Annotated in this window: 15 protein-coding genes and 1 tRNA gene; 7 read left to right on the top strand and 9 right to left on the bottom strand. The window is 60.0% G+C overall.

The features are described from left to right. Positions 1-303 precede the first annotated feature (303 nt). On the top strand, positions 304-1911 hold the full coding sequence (locus HDF08_RS07625; protein ID WP_179637898.1) for a DUF6798 domain-containing protein: 1608 nt from the start codon (positions 304-306) through the stop codon (positions 1909-1911). Between the two features lie 21 nt (positions 1912-1932). Here HDF08_RS07625 and HDF08_RS07620 read toward each other — a convergent pair whose 3' ends face one another. From HDF08_RS07620 to HDF08_RS07605, 4 genes are all read right to left on the bottom strand, one after another. Then, entirely contained in the window at positions 1933-3966 is a 2034-nt protein-coding gene (locus HDF08_RS07620) for a DUF3858 domain-containing protein (protein WP_179637897.1), read from the bottom strand. Positions 3967-4047: 81 nt separating this feature from the next. Continuing rightward, positions 4048-6054 carry a DUF3857 domain-containing transglutaminase family protein gene (locus HDF08_RS07615; protein ID WP_179637896.1) on the bottom strand — a complete coding sequence of 669 codons (2007 nt, stop codon included), beginning with the start codon at positions 6052-6054 and terminating at the stop codon, positions 4048-4050. Between the two features lie 180 nt (positions 6055-6234). Continuing rightward, positions 6235-10923 carry a UDP-forming cellulose synthase catalytic subunit gene (gene bcsA / locus HDF08_RS07610; protein ID WP_179637895.1) on the bottom strand — a complete coding sequence of 1563 codons (4689 nt, stop codon included), beginning with the start codon at positions 10921-10923 and terminating at the stop codon, positions 6235-6237. Further along, positions 10920-13256, bottom strand: coding sequence for a cellulose synthase operon protein YhjQ/BcsQ (locus HDF08_RS07605; RefSeq protein ID WP_179637894.1), 2337 nt, complete (start codon positions 13254-13256; stop codon positions 10920-10922). The genes bcsA and HDF08_RS07605 overlap by 4 nt, the downstream gene beginning before the upstream one ends. A gap of 437 nt (positions 13257-13693) precedes the next feature. Between HDF08_RS07605 and HDF08_RS07600 the strand changes: the two genes are divergently transcribed. Together HDF08_RS07600 and HDF08_RS07595 are read left to right on the top strand one after the other, a co-directional pair. After that, positions 13694-13769: transfer RNA gene (locus HDF08_RS07600), tRNA-Lys, on the top strand. A gap of 208 nt (positions 13770-13977) precedes the next feature. Further along, positions 13978-15555, top strand: a complete 1578-nt coding sequence (locus tag HDF08_RS07595; protein WP_179637893.1) for a sulfatase-like hydrolase/transferase — start codon at positions 13978-13980, stop codon at positions 15553-15555. Positions 15556-15632: 77 nt separating this feature from the next. Here HDF08_RS07595 and HDF08_RS07590 read toward each other — a convergent pair whose 3' ends face one another. From HDF08_RS07590 to HDF08_RS07575, 4 genes are all read right to left on the bottom strand, one after another. Then, positions 15633-16844, bottom strand: a complete 1212-nt coding sequence (locus HDF08_RS07590; RefSeq protein ID WP_353068771.1) for an ATP-grasp domain-containing protein — start codon at positions 16842-16844, stop codon at positions 15633-15635. 92 nt (positions 16845-16936) lie between these two features. Next, positions 16937-17917, bottom strand: a complete 981-nt coding sequence (rfaD, locus tag HDF08_RS07585; RefSeq protein ID WP_179637892.1) for an ADP-glyceromanno-heptose 6-epimerase — start codon at positions 17915-17917, stop codon at positions 16937-16939. Further along, positions 17914-19422, bottom strand: coding sequence for a bifunctional D-glycero-beta-D-manno-heptose-7-phosphate kinase/D-glycero-beta-D-manno-heptose 1-phosphate adenylyltransferase HldE (gene hldE, locus HDF08_RS07580; protein WP_179637891.1), 1509 nt, complete (start codon positions 19420-19422; stop codon positions 17914-17916). The genes rfaD and hldE overlap by 4 nt, the downstream gene beginning before the upstream one ends. Positions 19423-19484: 62 nt before the next feature. Next, positions 19485-20552 carry a glycosyltransferase family 9 protein gene (locus HDF08_RS07575; RefSeq protein WP_179637890.1) on the bottom strand — a complete coding sequence of 356 codons (1068 nt, stop codon included), beginning with the start codon at positions 20550-20552 and terminating at the stop codon, positions 19485-19487. A 90-nt stretch (positions 20553-20642) separates the two neighbouring features. Here HDF08_RS07575 and HDF08_RS07570 point away from each other — a divergent pair, with 90 nt between their 5' ends. The 4 genes from HDF08_RS07570 to HDF08_RS07555 all read left to right on the top strand — a co-directional run bounded on the left by HDF08_RS07570 (position 20643) and on the right by HDF08_RS07555 (position 24534). After that, positions 20643-21935, top strand: coding sequence for a GlcNAc-transferase family protein (locus tag HDF08_RS07570; protein ID WP_373563135.1), 1293 nt, complete (start codon positions 20643-20645; stop codon positions 21933-21935). Between the two features lie 86 nt (positions 21936-22021). Continuing rightward, entirely contained in the window at positions 22022-22609 is a 588-nt protein-coding gene (locus HDF08_RS07565; RefSeq protein ID WP_179637889.1) for a DUF4254 domain-containing protein, read from the top strand. A 173-nt stretch (positions 22610-22782) separates the two neighbouring features. Then, a complete protein-coding gene (locus tag HDF08_RS07560) occupies positions 22783-23346 on the top strand; it encodes a tetratricopeptide repeat protein (protein ID WP_179637888.1) in 564 nt (187 codons plus the stop codon). A gap of 60 nt (positions 23347-23406) precedes the next feature. Beyond that, on the top strand, positions 23407-24534 hold the full coding sequence (locus tag HDF08_RS07555) for a gluconeogenesis factor YvcK family protein (RefSeq protein WP_179637887.1): 1128 nt from the start codon (positions 23407-23409) through the stop codon (positions 24532-24534). A gap of 217 nt (positions 24535-24751) precedes the next feature. Here the strand turns inward: HDF08_RS07555 and rlmN are convergent, their stop codons facing one another. Next, the gene (rlmN, locus tag HDF08_RS07550; RefSeq protein WP_179637886.1) at positions 24752-25924 is read right to left on the bottom strand and encodes a dual-specificity RNA methyltransferase RlmN; all 1173 of its coding nucleotides are present in this window, start codon (positions 25922-25924) and stop codon (positions 24752-24754) included. Between the last annotated feature and the right edge of the window lie 56 nt (positions 25925-25980).

Raw genomic sequence — 25980 nt, 5'->3', positions numbered from 1 at the left:
TTCCTCTTCGTTCGGATTGATGAACTTGCTCCTTAGAGAGCAATTGGAGGGCCGCGTTGCGGGAGGAAGAGATGAGAGTTTTATAAGAAATAGTGAGTGGCGATTTTTTCGTTTTGATCTGGGAGAGACGTAAGCTGAATCGATGTTTTGACGTCTAAGGGTGAAAAGAGTTTGTCTTCATCTTCTTCGAGAAGATCGGGAGTTTAGCTTCGGGAGCAGTCGCATTGTTTTCGGTTAGCGATTTCGCAGAGCGTAAGCCGATGTCATGCGGTAGCAATAAGACCACGGCAGGAGCAGATTTATTTGGCTACATCGATCGCATCACAGCTCTCTTCGGTAGAGCTCGAACTGGAGCGGTACCGGCGGGAACGAAGTTTTGCCGCTTGGTTGGTGACTGTGCTGACGTTTTCTGCGTTGCTGATCCACGGCTATCACCCCTATGCCGAGGATGGGGGCATCTACCTGCCTGAGATTAAACGGCTGCTGGATCCGGAGCTTTATCCGTATGGTGCGGAGTTTGTGGTGGGGCATCTGCGGTACTCGGTGTTTGCGCCGCTGATGGCTGGGCTGGTGCGTGAGTCGCGCCTGAGCCTGGAGAGGGTGTTGCTGGTGGTACATCTGGCGAGTGTCTGGATGACGTTGTTTGCGGTGTGGCTGCTGGCGGCTCGCTGCTATGGGTCGCGTGAGGCGAGGAGCGGAGCGGTAGCGCTGCTGGCGATGTGGCTGACGATTCCGATTGCGGGGACGTCGCTGATGCTGATGGATCCGTATGTGACGGCGCGAAGTCTTTCGACACCCTGTGCGTTGCTGGCACTGGTTGGCGCGCTGCAGTTTTTCTCGCCACAGTTTGAGATGGAAGGAGAGCGGCGGCGCGGGCTGGCGCTTTGTTGTGGGGCGCTGATGGGCGCGGCGATGATGCATCCGCTGATGGGGGCTTATGCGCTGGGATCGGTGCTGGTGCTGGGTGCTGAGATGTCGGCTAGCCGGCTGGTGCGGGTGTGGGGGACGGTGGGGTTATGTTTGACGGCGGTGATGGTGGCGGCGGGAGTGCAGTTGTCGGCGCCGGCGGAGAGCGCGGCTTACCAGAGGGTTATGCTGACGCGGGAGTACTGGTTTCTTAGCCAATGGCATTGGTATGAGTGGATTGGGCTGGCGGCTCCGCTGATTATTCTTGCGATCGTTGCCTTGAAGTGTGGCCGCGATGTGGAGGTGGTGCGGGTGGGTTTGGCGCGTGCTGCGATGGTGTCCGGTGGGACGGCGATTGCGGTTGCGTTACTGTTTGCGCGAGAGGGCGCAGCGGTGCATCAGGTGGCAAGACTGCAACCTCTGCGGGTCTTCCAACTGGTGTATGTGGTGATGATTCTGGTGGTGGGAGCGACGCTTGGGGGGCGGGTGTTGCGGCGACGGGTGTGGGGATGGGTTGCTGCGTTCTCTGTGCTGGCGGTGGTTATGTTGCGGGTCGGCTGTGAGATCTTCCCGGCTTCAAGGCACGTTGAACTTCCGAGCGCAATGGGATTGGTTGGCGGGGGTTTGGGAAATCGATGGGAGCAGGCGTTTGTCTGGATCAGAGAGAACACGCCGAAGGATGCGGTGTTTGCGTTGGATGCTCACTACACGGTGAGGGAGGGGGAGGATGCTCAGGGCTTTCGCGCGATTGCGGAGCGGAGTTCGCTGCCGGACTCCAAAGATGGTGGGACGGCCTCGAACAGGCCGGAGCTTACGGAGGAGTGGTCGCAGGGGATGGCGCTGCAGACTGGGCTTGGTGGAGGGTTTCGCGGGGACTCGGAACGTGGCCGGGTTGCTGCGCTGAAGGCGGTTGGCGCGACGTGGGTGATTCTGGAGCGAGACGCTCCGACGGGGTTTGGGTGTGCTTACGAGAATGATTCGGTGAAGGTGTGCCGCCTGCCGTGAGGGGAGCAGGCGGCAACGGCTTCAGTTCCCTGCCGGGGTTGGTTTGGCGGGAGCCGGTGTGGTGGTGAGGACGACCGTCTCCTGATCTTTGTTCTCGATCTTGGAGTAAAAGCTACGGAGGTCGGCGTACTCTTCGGTTTTGAAGAAGATCTCTGCCAGAAAGTAGTCTCTGCGGACGGTAAAGCTATTCGGGGTGGACTCTGAATTCAAGCTGTATAGAGCAAATTTCTGAAAGTTCTCCTTGTTGCTGGCGGGGAGAGATTCTACTTTAAAGGACGGCGGGAACTTGATGCGGACAGCGTCTTGATTGGTGCGGGAGTATGGGAAATATACGGGGATGTCTCGTTTCTCGTGGGGGAATGCAGGCTTTGCGTTGACCTCGAAGATGTCAGCGGGGATGAGGAGGCGTTTGCCGGTGGCGGAGCCGAGGTTTCCTTTGAAGGAGAGGTTGACGACGAGGGGTTGTTCGTAGTCTTCGAGCTTCTCGATGGTGGTGACCTCGATGTCGGCTCCAGCAGGCATGAGACGTTCGACGTTCGTGCGAAGTTCGCGTTTGAGGCTTTCGTCGTCGCCGGTGAGGGCACGCTGCCTCCAATGAAGAGCGGGAGATCCGGTGTAGGTCAGCTTCATGATGCCGGAGACTTCGCCGTGCTCGTCCATGGTCAGGTCGGCGATTCGTGTGGTCTTCGAGTAGAGATAAGTCTCACCCGGAGTTTCTACTGCTCCTGCGCCCCCATCCATCTGCCGGAGACCGCCCACCTGGGTGTGCTTCCACGCAAGATGCTGGTAGGGACAGTAGCGCGAGCCTGGATCGAAGAACTGGTCCTTGCCGTCGACGTTGACGATGGCTATGTCGTCATCGAGTTGCGACATGCTGAGATACGCGGGAAAGAAGAGGCTGCGATCACGGCTGGTGACCACGGCGAGATAGGCTTTCATGCCGGCGGCGCGCGCCATGGCTACGAAGAGTGCCGCGATCTGATCGCTGTTGCCGCGCTTGCGGGTCCAGATGTCGTCGGTGGTGTGAACTTCTTTGAGGCCCTGAGACTTTTCTTCAGCGCTGGAGTGCTCGCGGGTGTAGCTGGCGTTTTCGAGCTTCATGACGGCGGCGTAGATCTTGTGCAGCTTTTGATCCGGCGTGTCGGTTGGAAGGACGAGGTCGTGCACGGCTGCGGTGACGACGGGGCCGGGTCCGATGAACTTGTCACGACTCTTTGCCCAGTGCTTGCCTTCGTTCTTCCAGTACTCGTCGCCGTTGCGATAGGGAGAGTAGTAGAAGAGGACGCGATAGGTAAAGCTGGAGATGGGCGGCATGTAATCCTCCTCGGGAGCGGGAGGAACATCGTGAACGTTGAGATCGAAGATGTACTGGCCCGCGGCATAGGCGCTGCTGGGAAGCTGGGTTTGTTTTAGATCGGCGCCCGTAGGAAGGATTTTGGTCCAGGAGATTGTGTTGGTGAGTTGGCCGCCGTCTTCGCTCGAGAGGAGTTGTTTGTCGGTGGGCCGCCAGGAGTAGTGGGCTTTGCGGGTGTAGAGAGCGGACTGGATGTACCACTGCGGGGCCCTGAACCAGTTCTCGCCGAGCCGCAGCTTGTAACGATATTCGATGATGCTGCCAACTTCGACGTCTGGAAGAGTGAAGACCTTGGCCATGAATCGAGTGCCCTGGGTCTTTTCGACGAGCTTCTCGTAGGGCTTGCCGGTGAAGGGGATAATGGTGCCATCGGGGTGAATGGTTCTGCCCTGAATGTCGTCTATGTCCGTGGAGCCGTTTTCGCTGGAGTGCTCGTATCCGAGCTCGACGTTGGCGTACTCCTTACCGCGCTCGGTGAGAACTTTGAGCCGGACGTAGGTGCTGAACATGTGGAGCTTGTCTTCGGTGGTCTCTTCGCGGAAGAGGTAGACGGCGGCGGCTCCGGGGACCTCGGGCTGTGAGGTCATGGAGAGTTCTTCCGCGGTAGGGACGGTCCACTGCGCGCGGGCGAAGGGTGCGGCGAGGAGAGCCAAGGCAGAGAGAAGAGTGAGGCAGAGGGTGCGGCGTGAGGTGTGGTTCATGTTGTCGTCCTTGTTCGCTTGTTTCGTTCGATTACTTCGCGGTGCGGGGCCGTTTCGTGATTGATTTTTGTTTATAGATTTTTACTGCTTTTTGAGGACGGCTTTACTTTGCTCGTCGGCCGCTATGACACCGGAGAGCTTTTGAACATCGGGATATCTGTCGGCGGGGAGAGTGACCTCGCGAACGGTGTAGGTGCGGGTGTAGTGGAGGGTGTGGTCCTTGACTACGCTTGAGCTCTCGTAGGAGGCGAAGTCGAGGTCGAGCTTGACGGGATCGGGAACCTCATCGACTGCGTAGCCGGAGGGCAGTTCGATGGTGTAGTCGTCCTGCTCCTGCATGGTCTCGCTGAGGTTGATGGGGATGTTATGACGTTCTTTGCGGTCGGCGTAGAGCTCTTCGCTGCCGAGGACGCGGGGACGGACCATGAGCAGAGGGCCCATGGGCTTGCCGAAGTGATCGGCGGTGAGGGAGTAGGAGGTGGTGAGGTCTTTGTTGAGAGCCTCGGCGTTCTGCACCTTGAAGTCAGAGACGGAGAAGGTGGTGAAGTCCTGGCCCAGAAGGCGATCGAGAAACTTAGTCTGCTCTTTGGCGTCGCCGCTGATGTAGAGATCGCGGCGGTGTTCGGAGAGGTCGCCGAAGCGCTTCTCGGTGACGCTGCCTTTGAGGGAGCCGTCGGGTTCGAGTTGGAAGGTAGCGGTGCGATGGATGGTGTTGAGATCGGGAGAGAGTAGCGGAAATTGAATGATCTGGCTGTCGGGGCCTTCGACGAGGACGCCGTAGCCACCCTGGAGGTTGTGCGCAAGCTGACCAAAGGCGGTCTTGTCCCAGGTGGGATCGAAGATGAGATAGCGGCGGCCGGACTTCGCGGTGACGACGCTGCGGAGCCTGGGGGAGTTGTAGCCTTTGGGGATTTCGATGGCTGCGATCATGTGGTCGCCGACGATCGAGGGTGCGTCGGGGTCGACGACTCCCCTGCGATGGTCGACCATGACGAGAGCGCCGTGGACTCCTACGGTGGATAGCATGGAGACGAGCACGGTGGCTTTGTCTTTGCAGTCGCCGTAGCGGTTGCGGAAGATGTCGGCGGCGTAGTGAGGCTGGTAGCCGCCGATGCCCATCTCGATGACGAAGTAGCGAACCTGTTTTTGAACGAACTCGGCGATGGCTTCGGTCTTGTCGTAGAAGTCGGTCTTGTTGGCGGCGAGTTCGTTGGCTTTGGCGGCGATCTCGGGTGTGGCGGCGAGGCGATCCTTCGCGAGGGCCTGGTACCACTGGCCGATGCTCTGCCAGGTGCCTTCGGTGGGCGCGGGGATGGTGGGGCCGGTGTAGTGGACGGTCATGCGGCCTTCGAGGGAGAACTCGGAGGGGCGAAGCTCGACCTGGTCGAGGTCGATGGGAGGGACGTCCTTCATCTCCCAACGCCAGCGCTGGTGTTCGAGGTCGATAGCGGGGAGTTCCCTGCTGTGCGCCCAGACGGTGCCGTGGGTGAACCCGGGCGGCAGTTCGAGGGTGAAGCTCTGGTTGAGGCGGGGGAGTTCGCTTTGGAAGAACCAGGTCTTCTCGGTGAGGTACGGGTGGGTGCGCTGCTCGTACTCGTAGGCGACGACGCCGCCGGGGTCTCGGCCGGGAGCCTCTGCGGCCCTGATCTTGAGGTCCATGAAGAGGTTGCCCTGGCCGGGATAACCGAACTCTACCTGCTCGCTGTCCTTGACGGCGTACTCGTGTCCGTCGGGGCCGATGCTCCAGATGTGCAGGGAGAGGATTTTAGTGTCTTTGTCGAAGGGGACGGCGATTCTGCCCTCGTCGCGGCCCTGAGGGCGAAGGATCTTGACGACGCTGCGGAAGTGCTCGGTGGCACTGCCATCGGGCGCTACGGTGTAGGTGGTGTCTTCGAGGAGGACGACTGCGTTGGTGTCGGGCGGATATGAGGGAATCTTCTGCTGCGCGGCGGTGCGGACCCAGTCGGGAACAGTGTCCGAATGGAAGGCCAGCGCTGGGAGGGTGCTGAAGAGGATGAGGCTAATTGTTGAGAGGGATAAATGGAGTTTGCGCAATCGCTCTGCTCGCTGGTTCGTTCGTCGTGTCATCGGGTCTTCAATACACTGGCGGCCCCCACGTCAATAAGAGCAACAGTCCGGTTGAGAGAGGAGATTTGTGTATGTTCGAGAGTTATACGTGGCGAAGAGGCGTAGTTCAAGGGAATTAAGAGGGGGCGGATACGACGGATGGGGGATTTCTGATTAAGGTAGCTTGGGGAGTTCGTTGCGTCAGGCTGGGTGGGTGTAGGTGTTTCCCTGGAGGCGGGCGCGGGCTCGGCGGCGCAGGGCAGAGCGCAGGATGACGGCGAGGAGGAAGCAGACGACCAGGGTGGATATGACCATGAGCCACTGGTAGTCGGCGAAGAGCATGTTGAGCTGGAGCCAAAGCGAGAGGGAGCCTACGCGGTAGACGTCGTTGCCGATGCGGTAGGAGATGAAGTGCGAGTCGCGCAGCACGCTTACGGATTGGGAGATGTCGGAGGACTGAGAGGTTTGAAGGAAGGTGGAGAGGAAGTTGGGGATGACGGTTTTGTCGCGCAAGGCGATGACGACGACGGACTGGCTGGATCCGCTGGGCCATTCGACGCCTTCGATGAGTGCGTCGGGGATGCTGCCAGCGGTTTCAAGCTGGCCGGACTGGATGTGGTCGGAGCTGCGGACCTTCCACCAGGCGTGCTGGAGTTGGGCGAAGAAGTCCTGGGTGTCCTGGATGTGTAAGCCGCTGCCATCGACGCTGACAGGGAGTGATGGATTGAGGCGGCTGATGGCGGGCTGGTCGTCGACGGTGCCGAGGACGAGGTAGTCCTTGTGGGCGTCGGTGCGCATGCCTTCGGCGTTGGTGACGGTAACGTTTAGGACGGGGTAGCCGGTCTGGGCGCCGAAGTGAGCCATGAGGGTGAGATAGAGCTCAATCTCTTCGGGGCTGGGGTTGTCGGGCAGGACGACGGCGGTGTCGGATAGGTCGGCTTTGCGGGTGAAGGGATAGCCGGCGTTGGCGAAGATCTCGAGATTTGGCAGAACGGCTAAGTGGGGGATATCCCTGAGGTCGAGGTAGGAGTCTTTGAGGATGGAGCCCTGGAGGTTCGGGGAGGCTGGGTCGGGGCAATCAGGTTTTTTGGCGAGCTGAAAGAAGAAGCGCAGCAGGATGGAGTTCGAGAAGGGGCGCATGTCCGAGACGGGGATTGGGACGATGCGCGCGGGGGCGGCTTTGTCAGTGTGCGATAGCGGGGTGGAGTTGATGTAGGCGTCGTTGAGATAGACCTGGAGGGAGCTGTCGTCGGAGAGGGGGACGCCGTTGTAGCGATAGGTGAGATGGAAGCCGAGATTCTGGCGCGTGCCGTAGAAGAGGTCGGGCGGGAGGCGCAGGGAGAGGGCCACCGGGTTGGAGCCGTCGGTCTGGAGGCTGCTCGTTTGGAGGAGGTCGCCGATGGGAGTGTTTCTGTCGGTGCTGAGCCAGCGTGGTGCGTCGTCGGCTTCGCGTGGCGCAGGCATTTTGATGGCGGGGATACGCACACGATCGCCGCTCAGGAGGTCGCGCTGGAGAGTTAAAGCAAGGGCCGCGTTGAGGAGGTCGGAGTCAGTTTCGCCGGTCAGGATCAGGAGCTTTGAGTAGGGATCTGAGGGGTTCGGCCGCATGACGACGGTGGGGCCGGCGATGGAGTTGATCTGGAGGGCGGCGGGAAACGATGGGCCATTCTGGCCGATGACGATCGCGTTGCCGACGGGGATGGTCTCGACTGTGACTGGGAAGCGGATGGGGCGGGAGTCGGCGAGAATACCGAACCACGAGGCGATGATGCCCGCGGCTTGGAGGGCCTTCGGAGACGGCTGGCCGAGGAAGACGATGGGGATGACGGGATGCGGATTGACGAGGGGGTCGTAGAAGGGCGCGGGGAGGAGTCTTAGGTCGTCGTGAAGTTGGGTGAGGGTTCCGGTGAACTCGATGGTGGAGTTGTTGTCGATGTGCGCCCAGAGGGTGGAGTGGGCGGGGTCTTCGCACTGGGATGCGTAGTGGCCGACGAACTCGAAGGTGAGCTGATTGTCTCGAGTGAGAGTGTCGACTGGAAGCGTGACGGTTGCTTCGAGCAGGTCGGCGCTTTGGGTTGGAACCGGATTTGTAACTGTTTGAGTGGCTTGAGTCGTGCTGGCGGAGTGTGGGTCGATGACAGGAAGGGCCGCGAAGAGGGTTCCGTTGAGGCTCACCTTGATATGGCTGAGCGATGGAATGAGGCCGGGCGAGACGTGGTAGCGAAGATGCATTGTCGCGGTCTTGACGACCTGGGTCTGCGGCAGTGCGAAGTGGATCGTGTTGAAGGCGTCCAGGCCCTGCATGACGATGGTTCGCGGGACGCCCAGGTCGGTGAGGCTGACGACTTTATCGAAGGTATCGGGCGGCGCGGCGGCAGATTGTGCAGCGGCCAGTCGAGCGGCGTATGCCTTGTAGGAAAGGAATGGTTTGACCGCAGGCGAGTTTTGAGGTGGTTGCTGGGTTTCGGTCGAAGACGGGATCTGGGCTGCAGGGGCGCTGGGAGCTGGCGCAGCGGGGACTGGTGGCTGAGTTTGGGCTGAAGGCGCGGTTTGAGCCGGTGGTGAGGTGCTGGAATTATTTTGTAGCAAAAAATGTGTGGAGTGGAGCGGGTGAATCTGTGCGGAGAGAGTGGAAGAGCAGAACAAGACCACCAGAACGAGAAGCGGCACGACACTGGAAGCCAGTTCTCCGCTGGACTTTTGTTCTTTTGCTTTTGCCCCGCTGCGAAAGGTGCGGGCGAAGCCGTGGCCGGCGAGATGGACGATGCGGCGCAGGCTGGTGAGTGGCCTGTCTGCTTCGCGCGACTCTCCCCAGCCAAGCCAGGTGTCGGCACGGGAGTAGAGGACCAGGGTGAGCGCCTCTTCCTCGAGGAGGGTGAGGGGGGCAAACTGGGCGCGGAAGGCGTTCCCTTCGATTCCAACGACGGTGGCGGGCAGGGTGGCGCTGCCGTCGAGAACCGGCAAGGTGAGTTTGACGGCATCGCCGATGCGGGCGGTGAAGGCGCGCTCAATGCGGACCATGAGGCCGCCGCTGGACATATCGCTGGTGACTCCGCGGACGATGGTTCCATTGCCGAGTTGTACGTCGGCGGGGACGGACATGGGGAGTCGGACGGACTGGCGGCGCTGGCGGCTCTCCCAGGCGACGGAGGTGGCGACGCCGAGGATGACCATGTTGAAGCAGGCCCAGAGAAGATTCATCAGAATGGTTCCGGGGTGGCCTCCGTCGTACATGTCCGCGATGAAGTGGAGGGGCGAGGGTGTTCCAGCACCGGGAAACTGAATAAACCTGGGGATGGCACAGAGGATGCCGATAGCGTTCAGCCCTGAGAGGAAGAGAAAGGGCTGGGCGATACGCGAGTCGAAGAACCGGCGCGTGACGACGCCTCCCTTGGCGGTTACGTCGAAGTTTCCGAATCTAGGGTTGAGTAAGGCGAAGAGTGTGGGAAGAAAGATGTATGGCGCGAGGACTGTTTCGTAGATCTGGTTCCAGAAGGAGTGGCGATGCTGGCCTTGGATGCGGGAGTTGGCGATGTTCGCAAGGGCGAGGTGCGGGAGGGCGTAGGCGAAGATGAGCAGCCAGTAGCCTGGGAGATTGACGTGTCCGAAGATTAGATAGACGAGTGGCGCGGTGAGGAAGATGAGTCTCGGGAGAGCGTAGAGGAAGTGCGTCATCGCGTTGAAGTAGCAGAGCCGCTGGGCCAAGCTGAGGCCGCCGGCGAAGAGTGGGTTTTCTGTGCGGAGGATCTGGACCATACCGCGAGCCCAGCGGATGCGCTGGCGGATGTGGCCGCTGAGACGTTCGGTGGCGAGGCCGGCTGCCTGCGGGATGTTGATGTAGGCCGTGTTCCACCCGTTCCTCTGCATGCGGAGTGAGGTGTGGGCGTCCTCGGTAACGGTTTCGACGGCGATGCCGCCTATCTGATCGAGGGCGGAGCGACGAATGACCGCGCAGGAGCCGCAGAAAAAGGTTGCGTTCCAGAAGTCGTTGCCGTCCTGAACGATTCCGTTGAAGAGCTCCCCTTCGTTGGGGATGGTGCGGAACTGGTCTAGATTGCGCTCGAAGGGATCGGGCGAATAGAAGTGATGCGGGGTCTGGAGCATTCCCAGCTTCTGGTCGCGCAGGAACCAGCCCATGGTGATTTGCAGGAAGCTTCGCGTGGGGACGTGGTCGCAGTCGAAGATGACGACGTATGGAGAGTTGAGCTGGACGAGGGCGTGGTTGATGTTGCCGGCCTTCGCATGCTGGTTGTCGTCGCGCGTCATGTAGCCGATGCCAGCGTCTGCGGCGAACTGGCGGAACTCTTCGCGCTTGCCGTCGTCGAGGAGATAGACGTTGAGTCTGTCGGAGGGCCAGTCGATGTTAAGTGCGGCGAGGGCGGTGTACTTTACGACGTTGAGCGGCTCATTATAGGTGGGGATGAGGAGATCGACGGCAGGCCACTCGGTTATCTCGTCGGGCAAAGAGACGGGCGTGCGGCGTAGCGGCCAGAGCGTCTGGAAGAAGCCGAGAAAGAGGACGACGAAGGCATAGATTTCAGCGAAGAGGAGTAGGCAGATGAAGAAGCCGTCGAGGATGCTCCAGGTCGAGCCGGGGTCGCGGAAAAATTTGAGGGTGGTGGAGACTCTCCAGAAGCCGTAGCGGAAGGTGGAGAACATCGAGGCCAGCATGAGCGTCAGGGTGACGAGGTAGGAGCCGGAGCTGCGATCCATCCAGATGACCAGGGCTACGGTGAGGATACCGAGGACGATCTGCTGGGGCCAGGTGAGTTCGAGAATGCCGGTGAATGCTAGAAGAAATACTCCGCTGAGAAGGATGAGAAGGCGTATGGCTTTGTAGAAGAGAGCGTCACCTGATTGAATTTGATCAAAGAGAGGACCCTCCCTCATCGTTCGCTCCAACGAACGTTGCGGAAGCCCGCGGTTGCCGGTGCGGCAACTGTGCGGAGCCAGGTGGCGAGGTTCAGATAGTCTTCGGCGACGGGTGCATCGGGGGCGTAGTCGACTACGGTCATGCCCTCGGCTAGAGCTTCGCTGACAGACTGGGCACGGCGGATGACGAAGGGGAGGAGGCGATCTCCTAACTGCCGACGCATCACCTCACGGACGTCGAGGTGCAGCGGCAGCGAGGTGTCGAACTGATTGAGCACGTAGTAGGGCTGTAGGGGGCGGCCGTCGCCGTCGTTGACGCCGCTGAAGAACTTTTCGACGGTCTGGAGACTGATGACGGAGTTCATGTCGGGCGCGACGGGAACGAGAATGGTCGGGCTCATGCGGGACATGCGGCGGACGATCCAGCTGGAGCCTACGGTGAGGTCGAGGAGGATACGGTGGGCGCCGCGGCCGTTGCTGATGATCTCTTCGGCGAGAAGCTCCTGTGCCTCTTCGTTGGTCTGCTTTTGGTCTACGTCGTAGCTGACGAGATAGATGGGAGCGTCGGTGCTGCCGCTGGGTGGGGAGAAGGTGCGGACGGTTCCGTGGCGAAGCTCGCTGGCGCCGAAGTAGAACGGCAGCAGACCGTGCGAGGTGGTGTCGGTGAGCAGGACTTTCTCTCCCATGGAGGAGAGCGCGCGCCCAACGGTGGCGACGAGGCTGGTCTTGCCAACTCCTCCGGCGAGGGAGAAGACGGCAAGGACTGGTGTTCGGGTCTCCTTTTGGCGTACAGGTGCTGCTTCAGGCTGATCCTGACCGGGCTGCTCGAAGACTCCCTTGAGAGCGTACCAGCGCGCAGCGACGCGTTCCCTGGAGTGCTGGAGGGTGTCGGCTACGGAGGATTGAGAAGGAGGTTGCTGCGCGGCAAGTGGCTTGGGCGCGACGGGCTGCGCGGGCGAGGCATAGAGCCATGCCGGGCCGGCGGGATCTGACTGAAAGGCAGGCCGCGCGGAGGCTAGCGGCGCAGGCTCAGGGGATGGGTCTGCGGAGTTGCGACGCTGCGGTTCGGATGGATTGTGCGGCTGCTGATAGTCGAAGTCATCCTGGGCTCGGCGGCCGCGGGTGGAGTCAGAGGGGACGAGGGCCTGAGAGAACGGCGAGACGGGCCTTGGGGGTGTGGGGGAGATCGGCGGCGCAGACCGAAAGGCTCCCGATAGCCTGGGGCGAGTGGGTGTGGCGGGAGAGAGATTTGACGAAGAGTCTCGCGTGGAATCAAGCGGAGCATCGGCCGGTGTTCTTGAGTAATCCTTGACGGACGGAGACCTCTGATCCGGGATGGCTGCGGGTGACGCGATGGCTGGTTCGCTTTGAGATGCGGATTCGTCGGCGCGCGGCTGAGGATCGGTGCGACGTTGACCCGAAAGCGGGGCCGCGCCTTCGTTTGACGGCGATGGCGGCGGTGGAGCGGACTGTTCGGTGGTCGGCTTCATATCCTGGGATGAAAGAGGTGCAGGCACGGCTCGGTTTTGCGTAGGAATCAAATGTCTGATTGGATCAGGAGTAGTGTACTCGGCTTGAGAGTCGTCTGGGCCGCGATAAATCTGGCGGACACCGGAGGCTTCATCCGGGCGGTAACCCTGGGGGCGGCGTGGGGTCATATTCTGCTTAACATAGACACGCGGCTCCGGCTGGATTGGATCGCTGCTCAAGGGCGATTCCTGTGGAGAAATTTCCGGTTGGCGGAGTGGGGCTTCGGTAGCTGGGTGATGGTTTGGCTCCGGGTACGCCGGAGGTGGGGTTTGAGCATAGGGATCTGAGATTCGCCCGGGAAGCTCAGGGCCATCGTCGCCGGCTCTGCGGCGAATCTCCGAGTCGGCGTAGCGAGCAGCCTGCCGCTGGGCGGAGGCGTGGGCCTCTGCAATCTCGCGTTCTTCTCGGCGAGCGGCAGCTTCGGCGACAGCAGCAACTTCGGCCCGGCGAGCGGCTTCCAGGCGTTCTGCTGCGGCGGTACGAGCGGCTTCTTCGGCCTCGCGCAACGCACGCCGCCGGTGGGAGTCGGAGTCTTCTGAGTAGGGATCGAGTGCGACCTTCGAGGCGTTGCGTGCTGCGGCATCTGCGGTTGCTGCGGCGTCTTCGGCTTCGGCCTGAGCCAGTAGGGCCTGCTCCCGCACCTGCTCGGCGGCTCGATGTCTGAGCTGCGCACGATACTCTCGCCGCGATGCCGAGAAGTCGCGATACTTGGCTCCGTGAAGATTTGCCCAAGAATAAAGTACAGCAACATCTTCAGGTGTTTCCGTTAATGCGAGATCTTCGACCTTGTCGGTGGTCTTGTCTGTGCCGCGCGAGTCCATAGCTCTTGGTCCTGTAGTTCGGTGAAGCGGTTTGTTCGATTTGAACTGCGCCGGTTCGCTGCCAGCTCAAATTGGTGGTTGCACCTGTTCCAATGCAATAGCCTGAGGCTACTGTGGGTAGTACCCCAAGTCAATGAATCCGTTGTGCGACTTAAGTGTGAGAATTCAATAGGGGCGCGGGTTTTCTGCGTCAATCCAGGCGGAATCGGGGGTTAAAATCAGTCTTCCCGAAATGGACCTTTTGGGGAAGACTCCGAAAAGATCGTGATGGAGTGGACGCAGTGGGCTTGATCAGGATTTGTGGCGGTCCAAGGCGTCGCCTTGACGGGAGTCTCCGATCTCCCTCGGGCGCAAGAGAGTGAGGATAAAAGCTTGCGATGGCGCTGGTTGGAGGCACGATCCACCTGCCTAAATGTGCTAACTTGGTAGTGTGGTTTGAGAGCGTAGCTCAGTTGGTAGAGCATCGCCCTTTTAAGGCGTTGGTCCTGGGTTCGAGCCCCAGCGCTCTCACCATAACTATCCCATAATCAGGCACCTATACCACTTTTACAATGGTCGAGATCAAGAAATCGTTTCGGCCTGGCAAGGGAGATCTTCTACGGGTGACGATCATGTCGCCTAGTCGCGGGATTGTACGTCGAACAGCAGGATATCCAGCAACAGAGGTCAAGGTGCAACAGCGGGCGATCTCGTCTCTTGACGATACAAGAGGCCACGTAAGTTGTTGAGACATCCGGCTATAACTGCGTTAGGCGCAAGCACAATCGTCCTGCTGGTCGTGCTTGTGTCTTTAGCCTCGCCTTTGCACAGCGAGTTTTACCATCTGATCGGGCCGGTTCGTGCGGTGGCCGTGCCTGTATTTCTGAACTTCGCGGCTGTGTGGCTGGTGTTATCTCTCCTGCTTGCCTGGGGACGGAGTCATCCGCGATTCAACTCCTGGTTGTGGAGCGGTCTAGGGGTTGGATTGAGTTGGAAGATCATAACGAACTGGTATGTGCTTCACGAATCTCCCGTGCCAGTTGTTGTCAAAACAATCTTTCTGGGTGTGGTTTGCCTGATCTTCTTTACCTGGGTGGCGTGGCGCTCCCGCATTCGACCGATTCTTTATCGTGCTCAGCAGTTGGCTGTGCCGATCCTTGGATTCGTTGCCCTGAGCGGAATGGCGATGATTGTTCAGTCAGTCTTCTTTACGTGGCAGGCTAGGCACCTGAATGCGCCGCGTCCGCTGCATCAGCGAAGAGGAGACAGCGCTTCCTCTCCTCGTCGCGGGCGAATCATCTGGATTCTCTTTGATGAACTCTCTTACCGGCAAGTCTACGAGCATCGTTATCAGGGGCTTGAGTTGCCGGCTTTTACGCAGTTGGCTCGAACGGCAACGGTGTTCACCCATACCGTTCCGAGCGGCGTGTACACAGAACAGGTTCTTCCTTCCCTAATGACGGGAGATCGATACGATGGCGTGCGTCCTGCTGCTGCCGGGTGGCCTCTTGAGGTGCACAACCGGTCTGCGGGAATGTGGGAGACTTTCAATCCTCGCAAAACGGTCTTTCAAGATGCGCTTGATGCAGGCTATAGCACTGCGATCGCGGGGTGGTACAACCCGTATTGCCGCATTCTGCCTGAGGTTCTCGACCGATGTTTCTGGACGAATCACACCGTCGTGCCGGGTGACATGTATCCAGAGCAGAGCATCCTCTGGAACAGTGAGCAGCCGGTCATAGGTCACCTTGTAAACCTGGCGCGGTCGTTCCATCTGTTTCCACGACAGAATGGTCCTTCTAATCCGATCAGATTTCATCAACAGGATTACCGAGAACTTGCTGGAGCAGGAGACGAGCTTCTCAGAGACCCCTCGGCCGACTTCATTCTTCTCCATATGCCGATCCCGCATCCAGGAGGAATCTACAACCGACGTACGGGTAATTTCGAGGTATCTCACCCCAACTACATTGACAACCTTGCGCTGTGCGACGTTTACCTGGCGCATGTTCGCCATGAACTGGAAGAAAATGGAACTTGGGATAACTCCACGCTGGTAATTATGGGCGATCACTCGTGGCGAGTGAAACTGTTCTGGGCGAAGAGTCCGGACTGGACAGAAGAGGAGCGGATTGCTTCGAACAATGTCACATTTGACGACAGGCCTGGCTACATTGTGAAGCTTCCCGGTCAGACAACGCCTTCACAAATCGACGAGCCGTTTGAATCGATGAGGACGCGGGAGCTCTTCGACAAGCTGCTGAAGGGGCAGATCAAAACACCGGAGCAGCTACGCACGTGGGTTACGCAGAGGCCATGATTACGGGCTGTTCAGGAGTGCATCCTGTTTCGAACCCTCCTTTTTTGCGGAGACGTTCCGAATGGGATTCGCCAGACTTATGCCGTCGGCTTGTCTGGTGGGGGCACGACGGCGCAGAAGTCTTCGAGAAAGCGACTGGTGTATTGGCCGATCAGTTCTTCGACGCGTTCGGCAGAGTCGGCGCGGAGGATGAGACCGGCGTGATGATGACGATTGAGACGGTGAACGATCTCGGGTGCATCGTAGCTGCTGGTGTCGGGATGATCCTGCCGTGCGAGGCAGATGACGCTGCCAGCATATTGGTGATTTAGATTCGGCAAGGTGTAGTCCATGTTGAGGAGCGTGGCTACTTCGATTCTTGCCCACTCGACCCAAGGGTTGATGCCTGAGGCGAACTCGACGACGTCTGCGATGTGGGCGCCCCCGACGCGGGCTGCGGTTTCGAGGAAGTAGAAGCTGCCGTCAGCTTGTGATTTGATGAACTCGGTGTGGGTGACGCCGGAGACGAGGCCGAGGGATTCGATCACCTGTTTGTGGATTGTGCCGAGGGCGATGGCGTCGCTCGATTCCCTGTCGATGGCTCGTGTGCTGAAGATGCCTCCCTGGTGCATCGTCTGCATTGGCGGCTTGCCGTACTTGTAGGGGGCGCCGAAGAGTACCTTGCCGTTCCAGGTGACGCCTTCCATGTGAAAGATCTCGCCGGGGACGAAGCGCTCGAGGACGTAGTGTGACTGCAGATCGCCTAGCTCGTCGAGGATGGGCCATAGGGCGTCCGGCGACTCGATCTTGCGGATGCCTATAGCGGAGGCGTTGGTGCGGGGTTTTAGCAACCATGGTCCAGGGACGTTGTGGAGAAAGGTGCGGAGATCATCGTGGTGGAAGACTCCGGTGAACTCTGGGACGGGGATGCCTTTTTGTTTGGCGCTGACGCGCATGGCGAGCTTGTCGCGAAAGTTTCGGGTGAGAGATTCGCCCATTCCGGGGAGGCGCATGTGTTCGCGGAGGAGGGCGGCTACTTCGAGGTCAAACTCATCCAGAGCGACGATGCGGTCGATGGGGTTGGTGCGTGCGAGAAAGGTAACTGTGTTTAAGACCTGCTCGGGGGTTAGCTTCTCCGGCATGGTGATGAGCTTGGTGAGGGACTCGCGGGGCCAGTCGGCGTGTTCGAGTTTTTCAACGGTGAGCAGGAGAACGCTGGCGCCGAGACGTGCGGCCTCTTTCAGAAAAGGCTGACCCTTCTCGTAGGTGCTGATGCAGAGAATCGTGGGCATTCGTTGCGTATCAGTCACACTGGCTCCTGTGGTTGGCTGGCACAGATTGATTGCCTGTCGAGATTCTCAGGCTCGGTTAGAGTATCTGTTTTTGCGAAGGAGCAGAACTGCTAGGACGCGGGCTCCTCTGCGAAGGTTTGCTTTACGCCATCCTCGAGGGTGGTGAAGGGCGCGGTATATCCGGCGGCGCGGAGACCTGAGATATCGGCCTGGGTGTAGTGCTGGTAACGGTTTTTGAGGTCGCCGGGGAATGGAATGTATTCGATGTTGCCCTGGCCGTGTACCTGCATGAGCGATTCGGCTACGGCTTTGAAGGTGCGGGCTTCGCCGGTGCCTGCGTTGACGACGGCGTGGATGGGCTTTTTAGGGCTTTCGGGTAGGAGGCCGGCGAAGAACATGTTGATGCGGGCGAGGTCTTTGACGAAGACGAAGTCGCGACGCTGTTCGCCGTCGGCGTAGCCGCCTGAGCCCTCGAACATGCGGATGGCGCCGGTGTCTTTGAGCTGACGGGTGAAGTGGTGTATGACGCTGGCCATGCGGCCTTTGTGCTGCTCGCGTGGGCCGTAGACGTTGAAGTAGCGGAGGCCGACGACGGTGCACTTCATATCGTGAAGATGGCGGCGGACATAGTTGTCGAAGACAAGCTTCGAGTAGCCGTAGACGTTGAGAGGACGCTCGTTGGCGGGGAGTTCGGTGAAGCTCGTGCTGGCTCCGTAGACGGCGGCGGTGGAGGCGTAGACGAGGGGAACCTTACGTTCAAGGGCGAAGTGCAACAACTCTTTGGAGTAGGTGAAGTTGTTGTCCATCATGTATCGGCCGTCGTCTTCGAGGGTGTTGGAACAGGCGCCCTGATGGAGGATGGCTCGGATTCGCGTGTTCTCGAAGTCACCGGCTTTGAGTGCGGCGCGGAACTCGCGCTTGTCCATGTAGTCGGCGTATTCGGCTCCGGCGAGATTGAGGAACTTGGGGCCGGTGAGGTTGGGGGCGGGAGCGAGGTTGTCCACCAGCAGGATGTTGCGTTCGCCTGCGCGGTTGAGCTGCTGGATGAGGTTGCTGCCGATGAAGCCTGCTCCGCCGGTGACGATGATCACTTCTTAATCTCCTCGCTCGGGGTTGGATTTGCCGTTAGCTTTTTTACGATGTTGGTGGTCGAGAAGCCTTCTACGGTGGGGACGATCTCGACTCGTCCTCCGTAGGCGAGAACATCTTCATGGCCGACCACAGTTTCGACGGTGTAGTCGCCGCCTTTGACGAGGACGTTGGGCCGTAACGCGCGGATGAGTTCGAGGGGGGTGTCCTCTTCAAAGAGGACCACGGCGTCTACCGCGGCCAGGGCGGCCATTACGCGGGCGCGTTCCCGTTCGGAGACGATGGGGCGGGTTGGGCCTTTGAGACGGCAGACGGAGGCGTCTGCGTTGAGGCCCAGAACGAGCTTTGAACCGAAGCGGCGGCAGTCTTCGAGCAGGGTGATGTGGCCGACGTGGAGGAGATCGAAGCAGCCGTTGGTAAAGACGATGGTCTCGCCGGAGGAGCGCCACTCGGCTACGCGGAGTTTGAGACGGTCGAGGTCAAGGATCTTTTCTCCGGCGGTGAGTCCGGAGCTGGGAGTGAGGGCTGCTACCAACTCATGCGCTGCGATGGGAACGGTGCCTACTTTGCTAACTACGATTCCGGCGGCGAGGTTGGCGAGTTCGACTGCGGTTTCGATCTGCAGCCCACCCGCGACGCCGGCGGCGAGGGTGGCGATGACAGTGTCGCCTGCTCCTGAGACATCGAAGACCTCACGGGCGCGGGCGGGTGAGTGGTAGATACCTGGGTTGCCTGTCGACGGTGGCCTAAGGACTGTGATTCCCTTCTCGCTCATAGTGACGGTGAGGAATTTGAAGTCATGTTCGGTGGCTAAGGCCTGGGCTGCGGCGAGGAGTTCGTCGGTGTGGTGAGAGGGTATGCCGGTAGCTGCTGAGAGTTCGCCGAGATTGGGACAGACGGTGGTGGCGCCGGAGTATTTGCTGAAGTCGGGGGTCTTGGGGTCTGCGAAGACAGGGATGCCTGCGGTGCGTGCGGCGCGGATGACGGCTTCGCTGAGGGAGCGGGTCAGGGCACCTTTGGCGTAGTCGGAGAGGACTACTGCGTGAACCTTTGCGATGAGTTCGACGGCGCGCTCCTGAAGGTGCTGGCCTTCGACTGCGGGGACGGGATCGCGGCTTTCGATGTCGAGGCGCAGGAGTTGCTGCATGCGGCCGACGATGCGGGTCTTGGAGATGGTGGGGAGGGAGCTTGAGACGACTCCGGCGGTGTTGATGCCGGCGCGATCAAGGATGGCGGCTAGTTCGGCCTGCTCGGAGTCCGCTCCCCAGAGGCCGGCGAGGAAGGTCTGACAGCCGAGGCCGGCGAGGTTCATGGCTACGTTGGCAGCTCCGCCGGCGCGCTCGTATCGCTGGGCGTGGCGGATGACTGGGACGGGGGCCTCGGGGGAGATGCGCTCGACCTCGCCGTGGATGTAGCGGTCGAGCATGATGTCGCCGATGACGAGCACTTTGAGTTGGCTGAAGCCGCCCTCAAGCAGATTCAGGATCGAATGAAGTTCGGGCAGCATGTACGAAAAAGATCTCCTGCCGATCATCATCGCATCTTTGAGTAAAGGTGCGTTTCTCTCCGCTAGCCGAGGATGGCGCGAACCTCGGTAATCACCTCGTCGACGGTGATTGAGGTGAGGCACTTCTTTTTTTCGACGATGCAGGTTTCGAGGCCGCAGCCCCAGCAGTCGGTTTGGTGATAGACGACGCGATGTTGCTTGCCGTAAGGAAACCAGACGCGAGGCTTGTTGCGGGCGGCGAAGATGGCGACGCAGGGGGTTTGGACGGCTGCGGCGAGGTGCATAGGGCCGCTGTCGTGGCCGATGAAGATTTGGGACTGAGCGAAGACTGCGGCGCTCTCGCGCGGAGTGAGGACGCCGCAGAGATTGATGACGCGCTTCGTGGAGTTTTGCTTCCAACCTTCCGCAGCGAAGTTGCTGGCTTCGGCCTCTTCGGAGGCTCCGCATAGGGCTAACGCGTGGTTGGGATAGAGGGCGGCGATGTGTTCGAGGAGTGTGCGCCAGTTTTCCCGGCCCCAGTCTTTCGACTGGACTTTGGTTCCTACGCTAACTGCAATGACAGGCAGGCCGGCGGCTGGGGTGAGAGCTTCTTGGGCGCGGGTGTGCTCGGCGGAAGTGAGGCGGAGATCCCAGCTTGCAGGGTCGTCGAGTTGCGCGTCTCCCAATTCGGCGAGATTGCGGGTAAGGCGCGCTCCTTCTGGTTCGAGAGCCTGGGTCAGCTGCTCCAAGCGGTTCTGCTGCATGTCTTCGGTGAGGGGGACGCCGATGAGTCGCTTTATTCCACAAAGACGGAAGAATTTCTCGTCGCGGCGTGCCGACTCCACTCCTCGCGCAGACCCCATGTAGACCAGGACCTCTGGGCGCCAGCGCAGGAGCTGCCACCAGAGGGAGATTAGTTCTCGTGGGCTGCGCATGCCGACGACGTAGCGGAAGTAGCCTTGGACGAGGCCGCTGTTTTCGAGGATGGCGGCAGCGGGCGGGGCTTTGACGTTGACGGGAAAGTTGGTGAGGATGCGGCGTTCGGCCTGTGGGAAGGCACGGGCTACGAGGTGGAGGGCGGGAAGTGCGATGAGGGTGTCGCCGAGGCTGCCCAGGCGGTAGATCAGGACCCGTTTTGGGGAGGTTGCCATTGTCTCTGTCTAGTCTGCTTGGTTCCGGGAGTTAGGGCAAATAGGACGAAAGGGGTAGGAGGAGCCTGTTAGCCTGATCGGGCGAGGACCGTGGCTTTGAATGAAGCGAATCATCTGATCTTTGTCTCGATCGCAGCGTATCGCGATCCGCAGCTGGTTCCTACGATTGAGGACTGCATCGTAAAGGCTCGCTATCCCGAACGGCTGCGCTTTGGGATCTGCTGGCAACACGATCCGAAGGAAGATACGCTTCCCTTTCGCAATGACGACTGCTTCAGAGTACTTGCCGTTGACTGGCGGGAGAGTAAAGGAGCCTGCTGGGCGCGGTCCGAGGTGATGAAGCTGTGGCGGGGCGAGGACTGGTTTTTGCAGGTGGACTCGCACTGCCGGTTTGCCTGGGATTGGGATGTGAAGCTGCTCGACGAGATAGGGCAGACAGGAAGCGCGAAGCCTATCTTGAGCACATATGCTTCGCCTTTTACTCCGGGTGGCAACGAGGTGTTGCTGGATGGACCGTTGCAGATGGCCTTTCAGGGATTCACCGAGGACGGTATTCCGCATATGAAGCCGCTGGCGATTGCGGACTGGCAGAACCTGACGAAGCCACGACGGGCACGGTTTCTTTCGGCGGGATTCTTGTTTGCTCCGGGGACGTTTGTTGACGAAATTGGATACGATCCCGAGTTGTATTTTCTGGGTGAGGAGGCGGCGATGACACTGCGCGCCTTCACCAGCGGATATGACCTGTTTCATCCGCAGGAGACGATTGTCTGGCACGACTACGGCAGGCCGACCGCGCCGAAGCACTGGGGTGATCACACTGAGGATACTGAGGGTAAGACCGGTCGCGTGTGGCATGAACTGGACTCGCTCAGCAAGGAGAAGGTACGACGGCTGCTTGCAGGACAGCCGGTGGAGAGCTATGGATTGGGGTCGGCGCGAAGCCTTGAGGAGTATGAGGCTTATGCGGGACTTTCGTTCAAGCTGCGAAAGGCTCAGGATTACACCGTACGGGGTGGGGAGCCGCCTAACCCTGAGGCTGCTGAGGACTGGACGGGGCAGATCTTTCGCTGGATGGTGCGGATCACATTTGATCGCTCTGCACTGCCTGCTGCGGCTTTTGACGATGCCGAGTTCTGGTATGTCGGGGTTAAAGATGAGAGCGGCGCTGAGATCTATCGTCAGGACATTCCGCAGTCGCAGCTGGTTGCGCTTCCGAGTGGCGAATCGAAGATCGTTCTGATTTGCGAGTTCGAGTCGGGTGCGATTCCGGCGGCCTGGACGGTGTGGCCGGTGAGCCGTTCGCTGGGATGGCTGACGAGGATTGAAGACACTCTGGGCGATGTGGATTATGCGATCGTCCACGAAGACGACGCTGAATAAAACTTCTGGCTTAGCCGTCGCAGAGGCTTCGAGTGGTTACGCCCCTGAACGCGCAGCTGGTAAAGTCTTTGGTTGGGGGGAGGCCTATGCTCGATGCACTTTTGATAACACGGATGCAGGACGAGATGACGGCGGCCCTGCATGAGACAGAGAACGAAGTAGCGTTCGAGACGGGAGCTGATGGATTGATGGCGCTGGCGATGGCGCAGCACCGGGCTAACTTCGAGCTCTGGCATGAGGAGGATAAGGCGCGGGTTCCCGGAGTGCCGGATGCGGAGATCGTGCGGGTGAAGCATGCGATCGACACATTGAATCAACAACGAAACGATCTGGTCGAGAAGATGGATCTGTGGCTGACGGAGCGGCTGGAGCAGGATCCGGTGGCACCCCTGCACTCCGAGACGCCGGGGCTCATGATCGATAGACTCTCCATTCTGGCGTTGAAGATTTACCACACGCGGGTGGAGGCGCAGCGGACGAGTGCAACCGAAGAGCATCGCTCGCGCAATGTGGGGCGGCTGGCTCTGCTGGTGGAGCAGCGGGACGATCTGGCGGGGTGCCTAGATGTGCTGTGGAGCGAGGTGCTTGGAGGCAGGCGACGGTTTAAGCTGTATCGACAGATGAAGATGTATAACGACCCTGAGCTGAACCCGGCGGTCTACGGGCGGGTATAGCCGTTCGAGGCGTGAGAGACTTTGAGCGATAGCGAGGGTTTCGGTTGCACTACACCGGAGTGGGGTTGACCTTACGGCCAGGTCTGCGTATAAAACCGACACGAGAACAAACCAAATTGAGTACCCGTTAGAATGGGGATGCTCATAAACCGCCTCAGGCGACAGGAATGACGATGGCTCAAACAAAGACTGCAACTGTACCTGCAACAAAGCGTGCTCCACGTACCCTCGCTGGAACCATTCCTCAGACGAACGACACCGCACGTGCGCAAGTGGTGGCTCACTACGAAGCTGCGCTGCGACTGATGCAGGATGGAAAGTACGACAAAGCCCATGCCGCGTTCGACAAAATGCTGGCTGCAGGCGCAGGCGAACTGAGCGACCGGGTCCGCATGTACTCGACGGCGTGTGCGCAGCAGATGACCAAGGGAAAGAATGCCTTCTCCAACTGCGAAGAACAATATGACTACGCCATCTCTCTGCTGAACGATGGACAGTACGAAGATGCCCGGGAGCACTTCAACCTGATCCTGAAGGAGAATGACAAGGCGGACTATGCCTTCTACGGTCTGGCTGTGCTGGCGAGTATGACGGGTGATTCGCATCACTGTTTGGAGCATCTGACCGAGGCGATCCGACAGAATCCACGGAACAGAATACAGGCGCGGGCAGACTCGGACTTCCAGGATATGGCAGACGATCCGCGCTTTACCGAGTTGCTGTATCCCGAAGCATAACTACGACTGCAATCCAATCCAACGAGCGCTTCGTTTAGGCTGGTGTGGGAGAGTCTGCGCATGTCGTTGCGAAAGCTGACCGAATCGAAAGAGAAAGACCTGCGCGTGGTTGCCATTGGCGGCGGCACAGGATTGTCGACGCTGCTGCGGGGGCTGAAGCGGTACGTGGTGACTCCGGACCGGAGAAGAGGGATTCGTCTGGGAGAGTCTGCGCGGGTCGAGCGGGCTCCTACGCCGCCCTGCCCTGAAGAGCGCTGCATCATTAGGGAGCTTTCGGCGGTGGTGACGGTGACCGACGATGGCGGCTCGTCCGGGCGGCTGCGCGAGGACTTCAAGATGCTTCCGCCGGGGGACATCCGGAATTGCATGGTCGCGCTTTCGGAGGACGAGCACCTGCTGTCGAAGCTGTTTCAGTATCGCTTCGAGCATGGCGAGCTGGAGGGGCATAGCTTCGGCAATCTCTTTGTGGCTGCGCTTTCGCACATCACGGGGGACTTCGCCCAGGCGGTGCAGATGTCCTCGCAGATCCTCGCCGCGCGGGGGAAGATCTTCCCTTCTACAAATACCAATGTGACTCTGGCGGCGGATATGGACGACGGCTCGCTAGTACGCGGGGAGACCAACATTACGGCGAGTAAGCGGAGCATCATGGAACTGCGGCTGGATCCGGAGACTGCTGACCCTCTGCCTGAGACGCTGGAGGCGATTGCGAACGCCGACCTGATCACGCTGGGGCCGGGGTCGCTTTATACTTCGCTGATTACGAACATGCTGGTTCGCGGCATTCCGGAGGCGCTGGCGGAGTCGCGCGCTACCAAGGTGTTTGTGTGCAACCTGATGACGCAGGCCAACGAATCGCTGGGGCTAACGGCCTCTCAGCATATCGAGAAGATCAGGCAGCATGCGGGTGGGGTTAAGATTCCTATTTTCGACTATGCGCTGATCAATACGGGGCATATCTCGGCGGGGCAGCTGGAGCAGTATGCGCGTGAGGGGCAGCAGCCGATCGTGGCGGACGTGGAGAGAGTGCGTGCGCTGGGGGTGGAGCCGGTGACGGGCAACTTTGTCCATGAGGGCGATGTGCTGCGGCATGACTATGACCTTCTGGCAGAGCGGCTGCTGGAGCTGGGGATGGGTCGTTCGTTGGCGGTTACGGGTGTGGGGCAGGTACCCTCTCCCCGTACTTAGTATGCAAAATCTTCGAAGATAAGGGTTCTTTCTAAAGGCTATGTCCTGCCGGACGGGCCAACTGCGCGTGGGGCGGTCACTTCGTGACTTGTATACCGCTTTCGCCGGGCGCTCCCGATGGTCGTGAATCACCATCATTCAGGACTACGCGAAGCTCTAAAAAGGCGTGCGAACGTCTGTCCTCCGCGCAGGAGGCCTGTTCGGCAGGACAGCTTTTTTAGAGGGTGGCGATCTCGACGAGGGGTGGCTGCTCGAGGGTGCGTTTTAGCTGGCCGCAGGCGGCGTAAATGTCGCGGCCGCGGGGCTTACGGATGAAGGCAGGGATGCCTGCGTCGCGGAGTCGCCTTTGAAAGATGCCCACATCTTGCGGGGTGGGTTCGTGGAAGGGCATATCGGGGCCCGAATTCCAGACGATGAGGTTGATTTTGGCTCTAAGATTTTTCAGGAGGGCGATGAGTTCGTCGGCGTGCTCGCGCCGGTCGTTGATGCCTCCCAGGAGGACATACTCGAAGGTGACGCGCTCGCGGGGTCGTAGTGGAACGGCGGAGATGGCCTCGAGGAGGGCGGCGATGTTCCATTTGCGGGTAATGGGCATGATGGATTCGCGGACGACGTCGTTGGAGGCGTTGAGGCTGACGGCCAGCTTGGGACGGATGGTCTCGCCGGCGAACTGTTCTATGCCGGGGAGGATGCCGGAGGTGCTGACAGTCATGCGGGATTCGGGGATGCTCATGGGGCCGGCGAGGAGGCGGACGGCGTCCATAAAGCTGGAGTAGTTGAGGAAGGGTTCGCCCATGCCCATGAAGACCAGATTGATGCGGTCGCGGCCGACTTCAACCTTGTGGCGGTTGAGGACGGCGGCTACCTGACCGGCTATCTCGCCTGGGGTGAGGTTGCGACGGATGCCCAGCTTGGCGGTGAGGCAGAACTGGCAGTTGACGGCGCAGCCTACCTGGCTGGAGATACAGATGGTGGCGCGCTTGTAGTCCTCGTCATCGTGGGTGGGGTGCTCCTCCTCCTCGGCAGCCTGGGTTCCGTCGCCGCGCTCGCCTCCGTCGCCTCCTGGCATCCAGACGGTCTCGACGGTCTCGCCATCGGCCATGCGGACGAGGTAGCGCTCGGTGCCGTCGATAGAGCGTGCGGTCTGGAGAAGCTCTGGCAGGCCGACGATGTAGCCTGCGGTATGGAGCGTGGCTCGGAGGGTGGTGGGGAGGGTGGTGATCTGGTCGAGCGAGGAGGCGCGCTGGGCATACAGAGCGTCGTAGAGCTGACGCGCCCGGTAGGCGGGCTGAGCGAGGTTTTCCATCAGACCGGTCAGTTCCTGGAAAGAGGCGCCGAAGAGCGGTTTTGCATCAACCCTCGGATCAAAAAAAACTTTTAAATCATTCATTTATAGGCACTTGTATGTTTTGTGCTTTTCCGCCCACAGCCGTCTAGAAGCGTGGT

The sequence above is a fragment of the Tunturiibacter empetritectus genome (assembly GCF_013410875.1).
GTDB lineage: Bacteria > Acidobacteriota > Terriglobia > Terriglobales > Acidobacteriaceae > Edaphobacter > Edaphobacter empetritectus.
This window is presented reverse-complemented; position numbering and strand designations above follow the sequence as displayed.

Excerpts from the sequence above, each read along its gene's own strand:
- HDF08_RS07620 (WP_179637897.1), bottom strand. The coding sequence starts at position 3,966 with ATGAACCACACCTCACGCCGCACCCTCTGCCTCACTCTTCTCTCTGCC.
- HDF08_RS07615 (WP_179637896.1), bottom strand. The coding sequence starts at position 6,054 with ATGACACGACGAACGAACCAGCGAGCAGAGCGATTGCGCAAACTCCAT.
- bcsA (WP_179637895.1), bottom strand. The coding sequence starts at position 10,923 with ATGAGGGAGGGTCCTCTCTTTGATCAAATTCAATCAGGTGACGCTCTC.
- HDF08_RS07605 (WP_179637894.1), bottom strand. The coding sequence starts at position 13,256 with ATGGACTCGCGCGGCACAGACAAGACCACCGACAAGGTCGAAGATCTC.
- hldE (WP_179637891.1), bottom strand. The coding sequence starts at position 19,422 with ATGCTGCCCGAACTTCATTCGATCCTGAATCTGCTTGAGGGCGGCTTC.
- HDF08_RS07575 (WP_179637890.1), bottom strand. The coding sequence starts at position 20,552 with ATGGCAACCTCCCCAAAACGGGTCCTGATCTACCGCCTGGGCAGCCTC.
- HDF08_RS07565 (WP_179637889.1), top strand. The coding sequence starts at position 22,022 with ATGCTCGATGCACTTTTGATAACACGGATGCAGGACGAGATGACGGCG.
- HDF08_RS07560 (WP_179637888.1), top strand. The coding sequence starts at position 22,783 with ATGGCTCAAACAAAGACTGCAACTGTACCTGCAACAAAGCGTGCTCCA.
- HDF08_RS07555 (WP_179637887.1), top strand. The coding sequence starts at position 23,407 with ATGTCGTTGCGAAAGCTGACCGAATCGAAAGAGAAAGACCTGCGCGTG.
- rlmN (WP_179637886.1), bottom strand. The coding sequence starts at position 25,924 with ATGAATGATTTAAAAGTTTTTTTTGATCCGAGGGTTGATGCAAAACCG.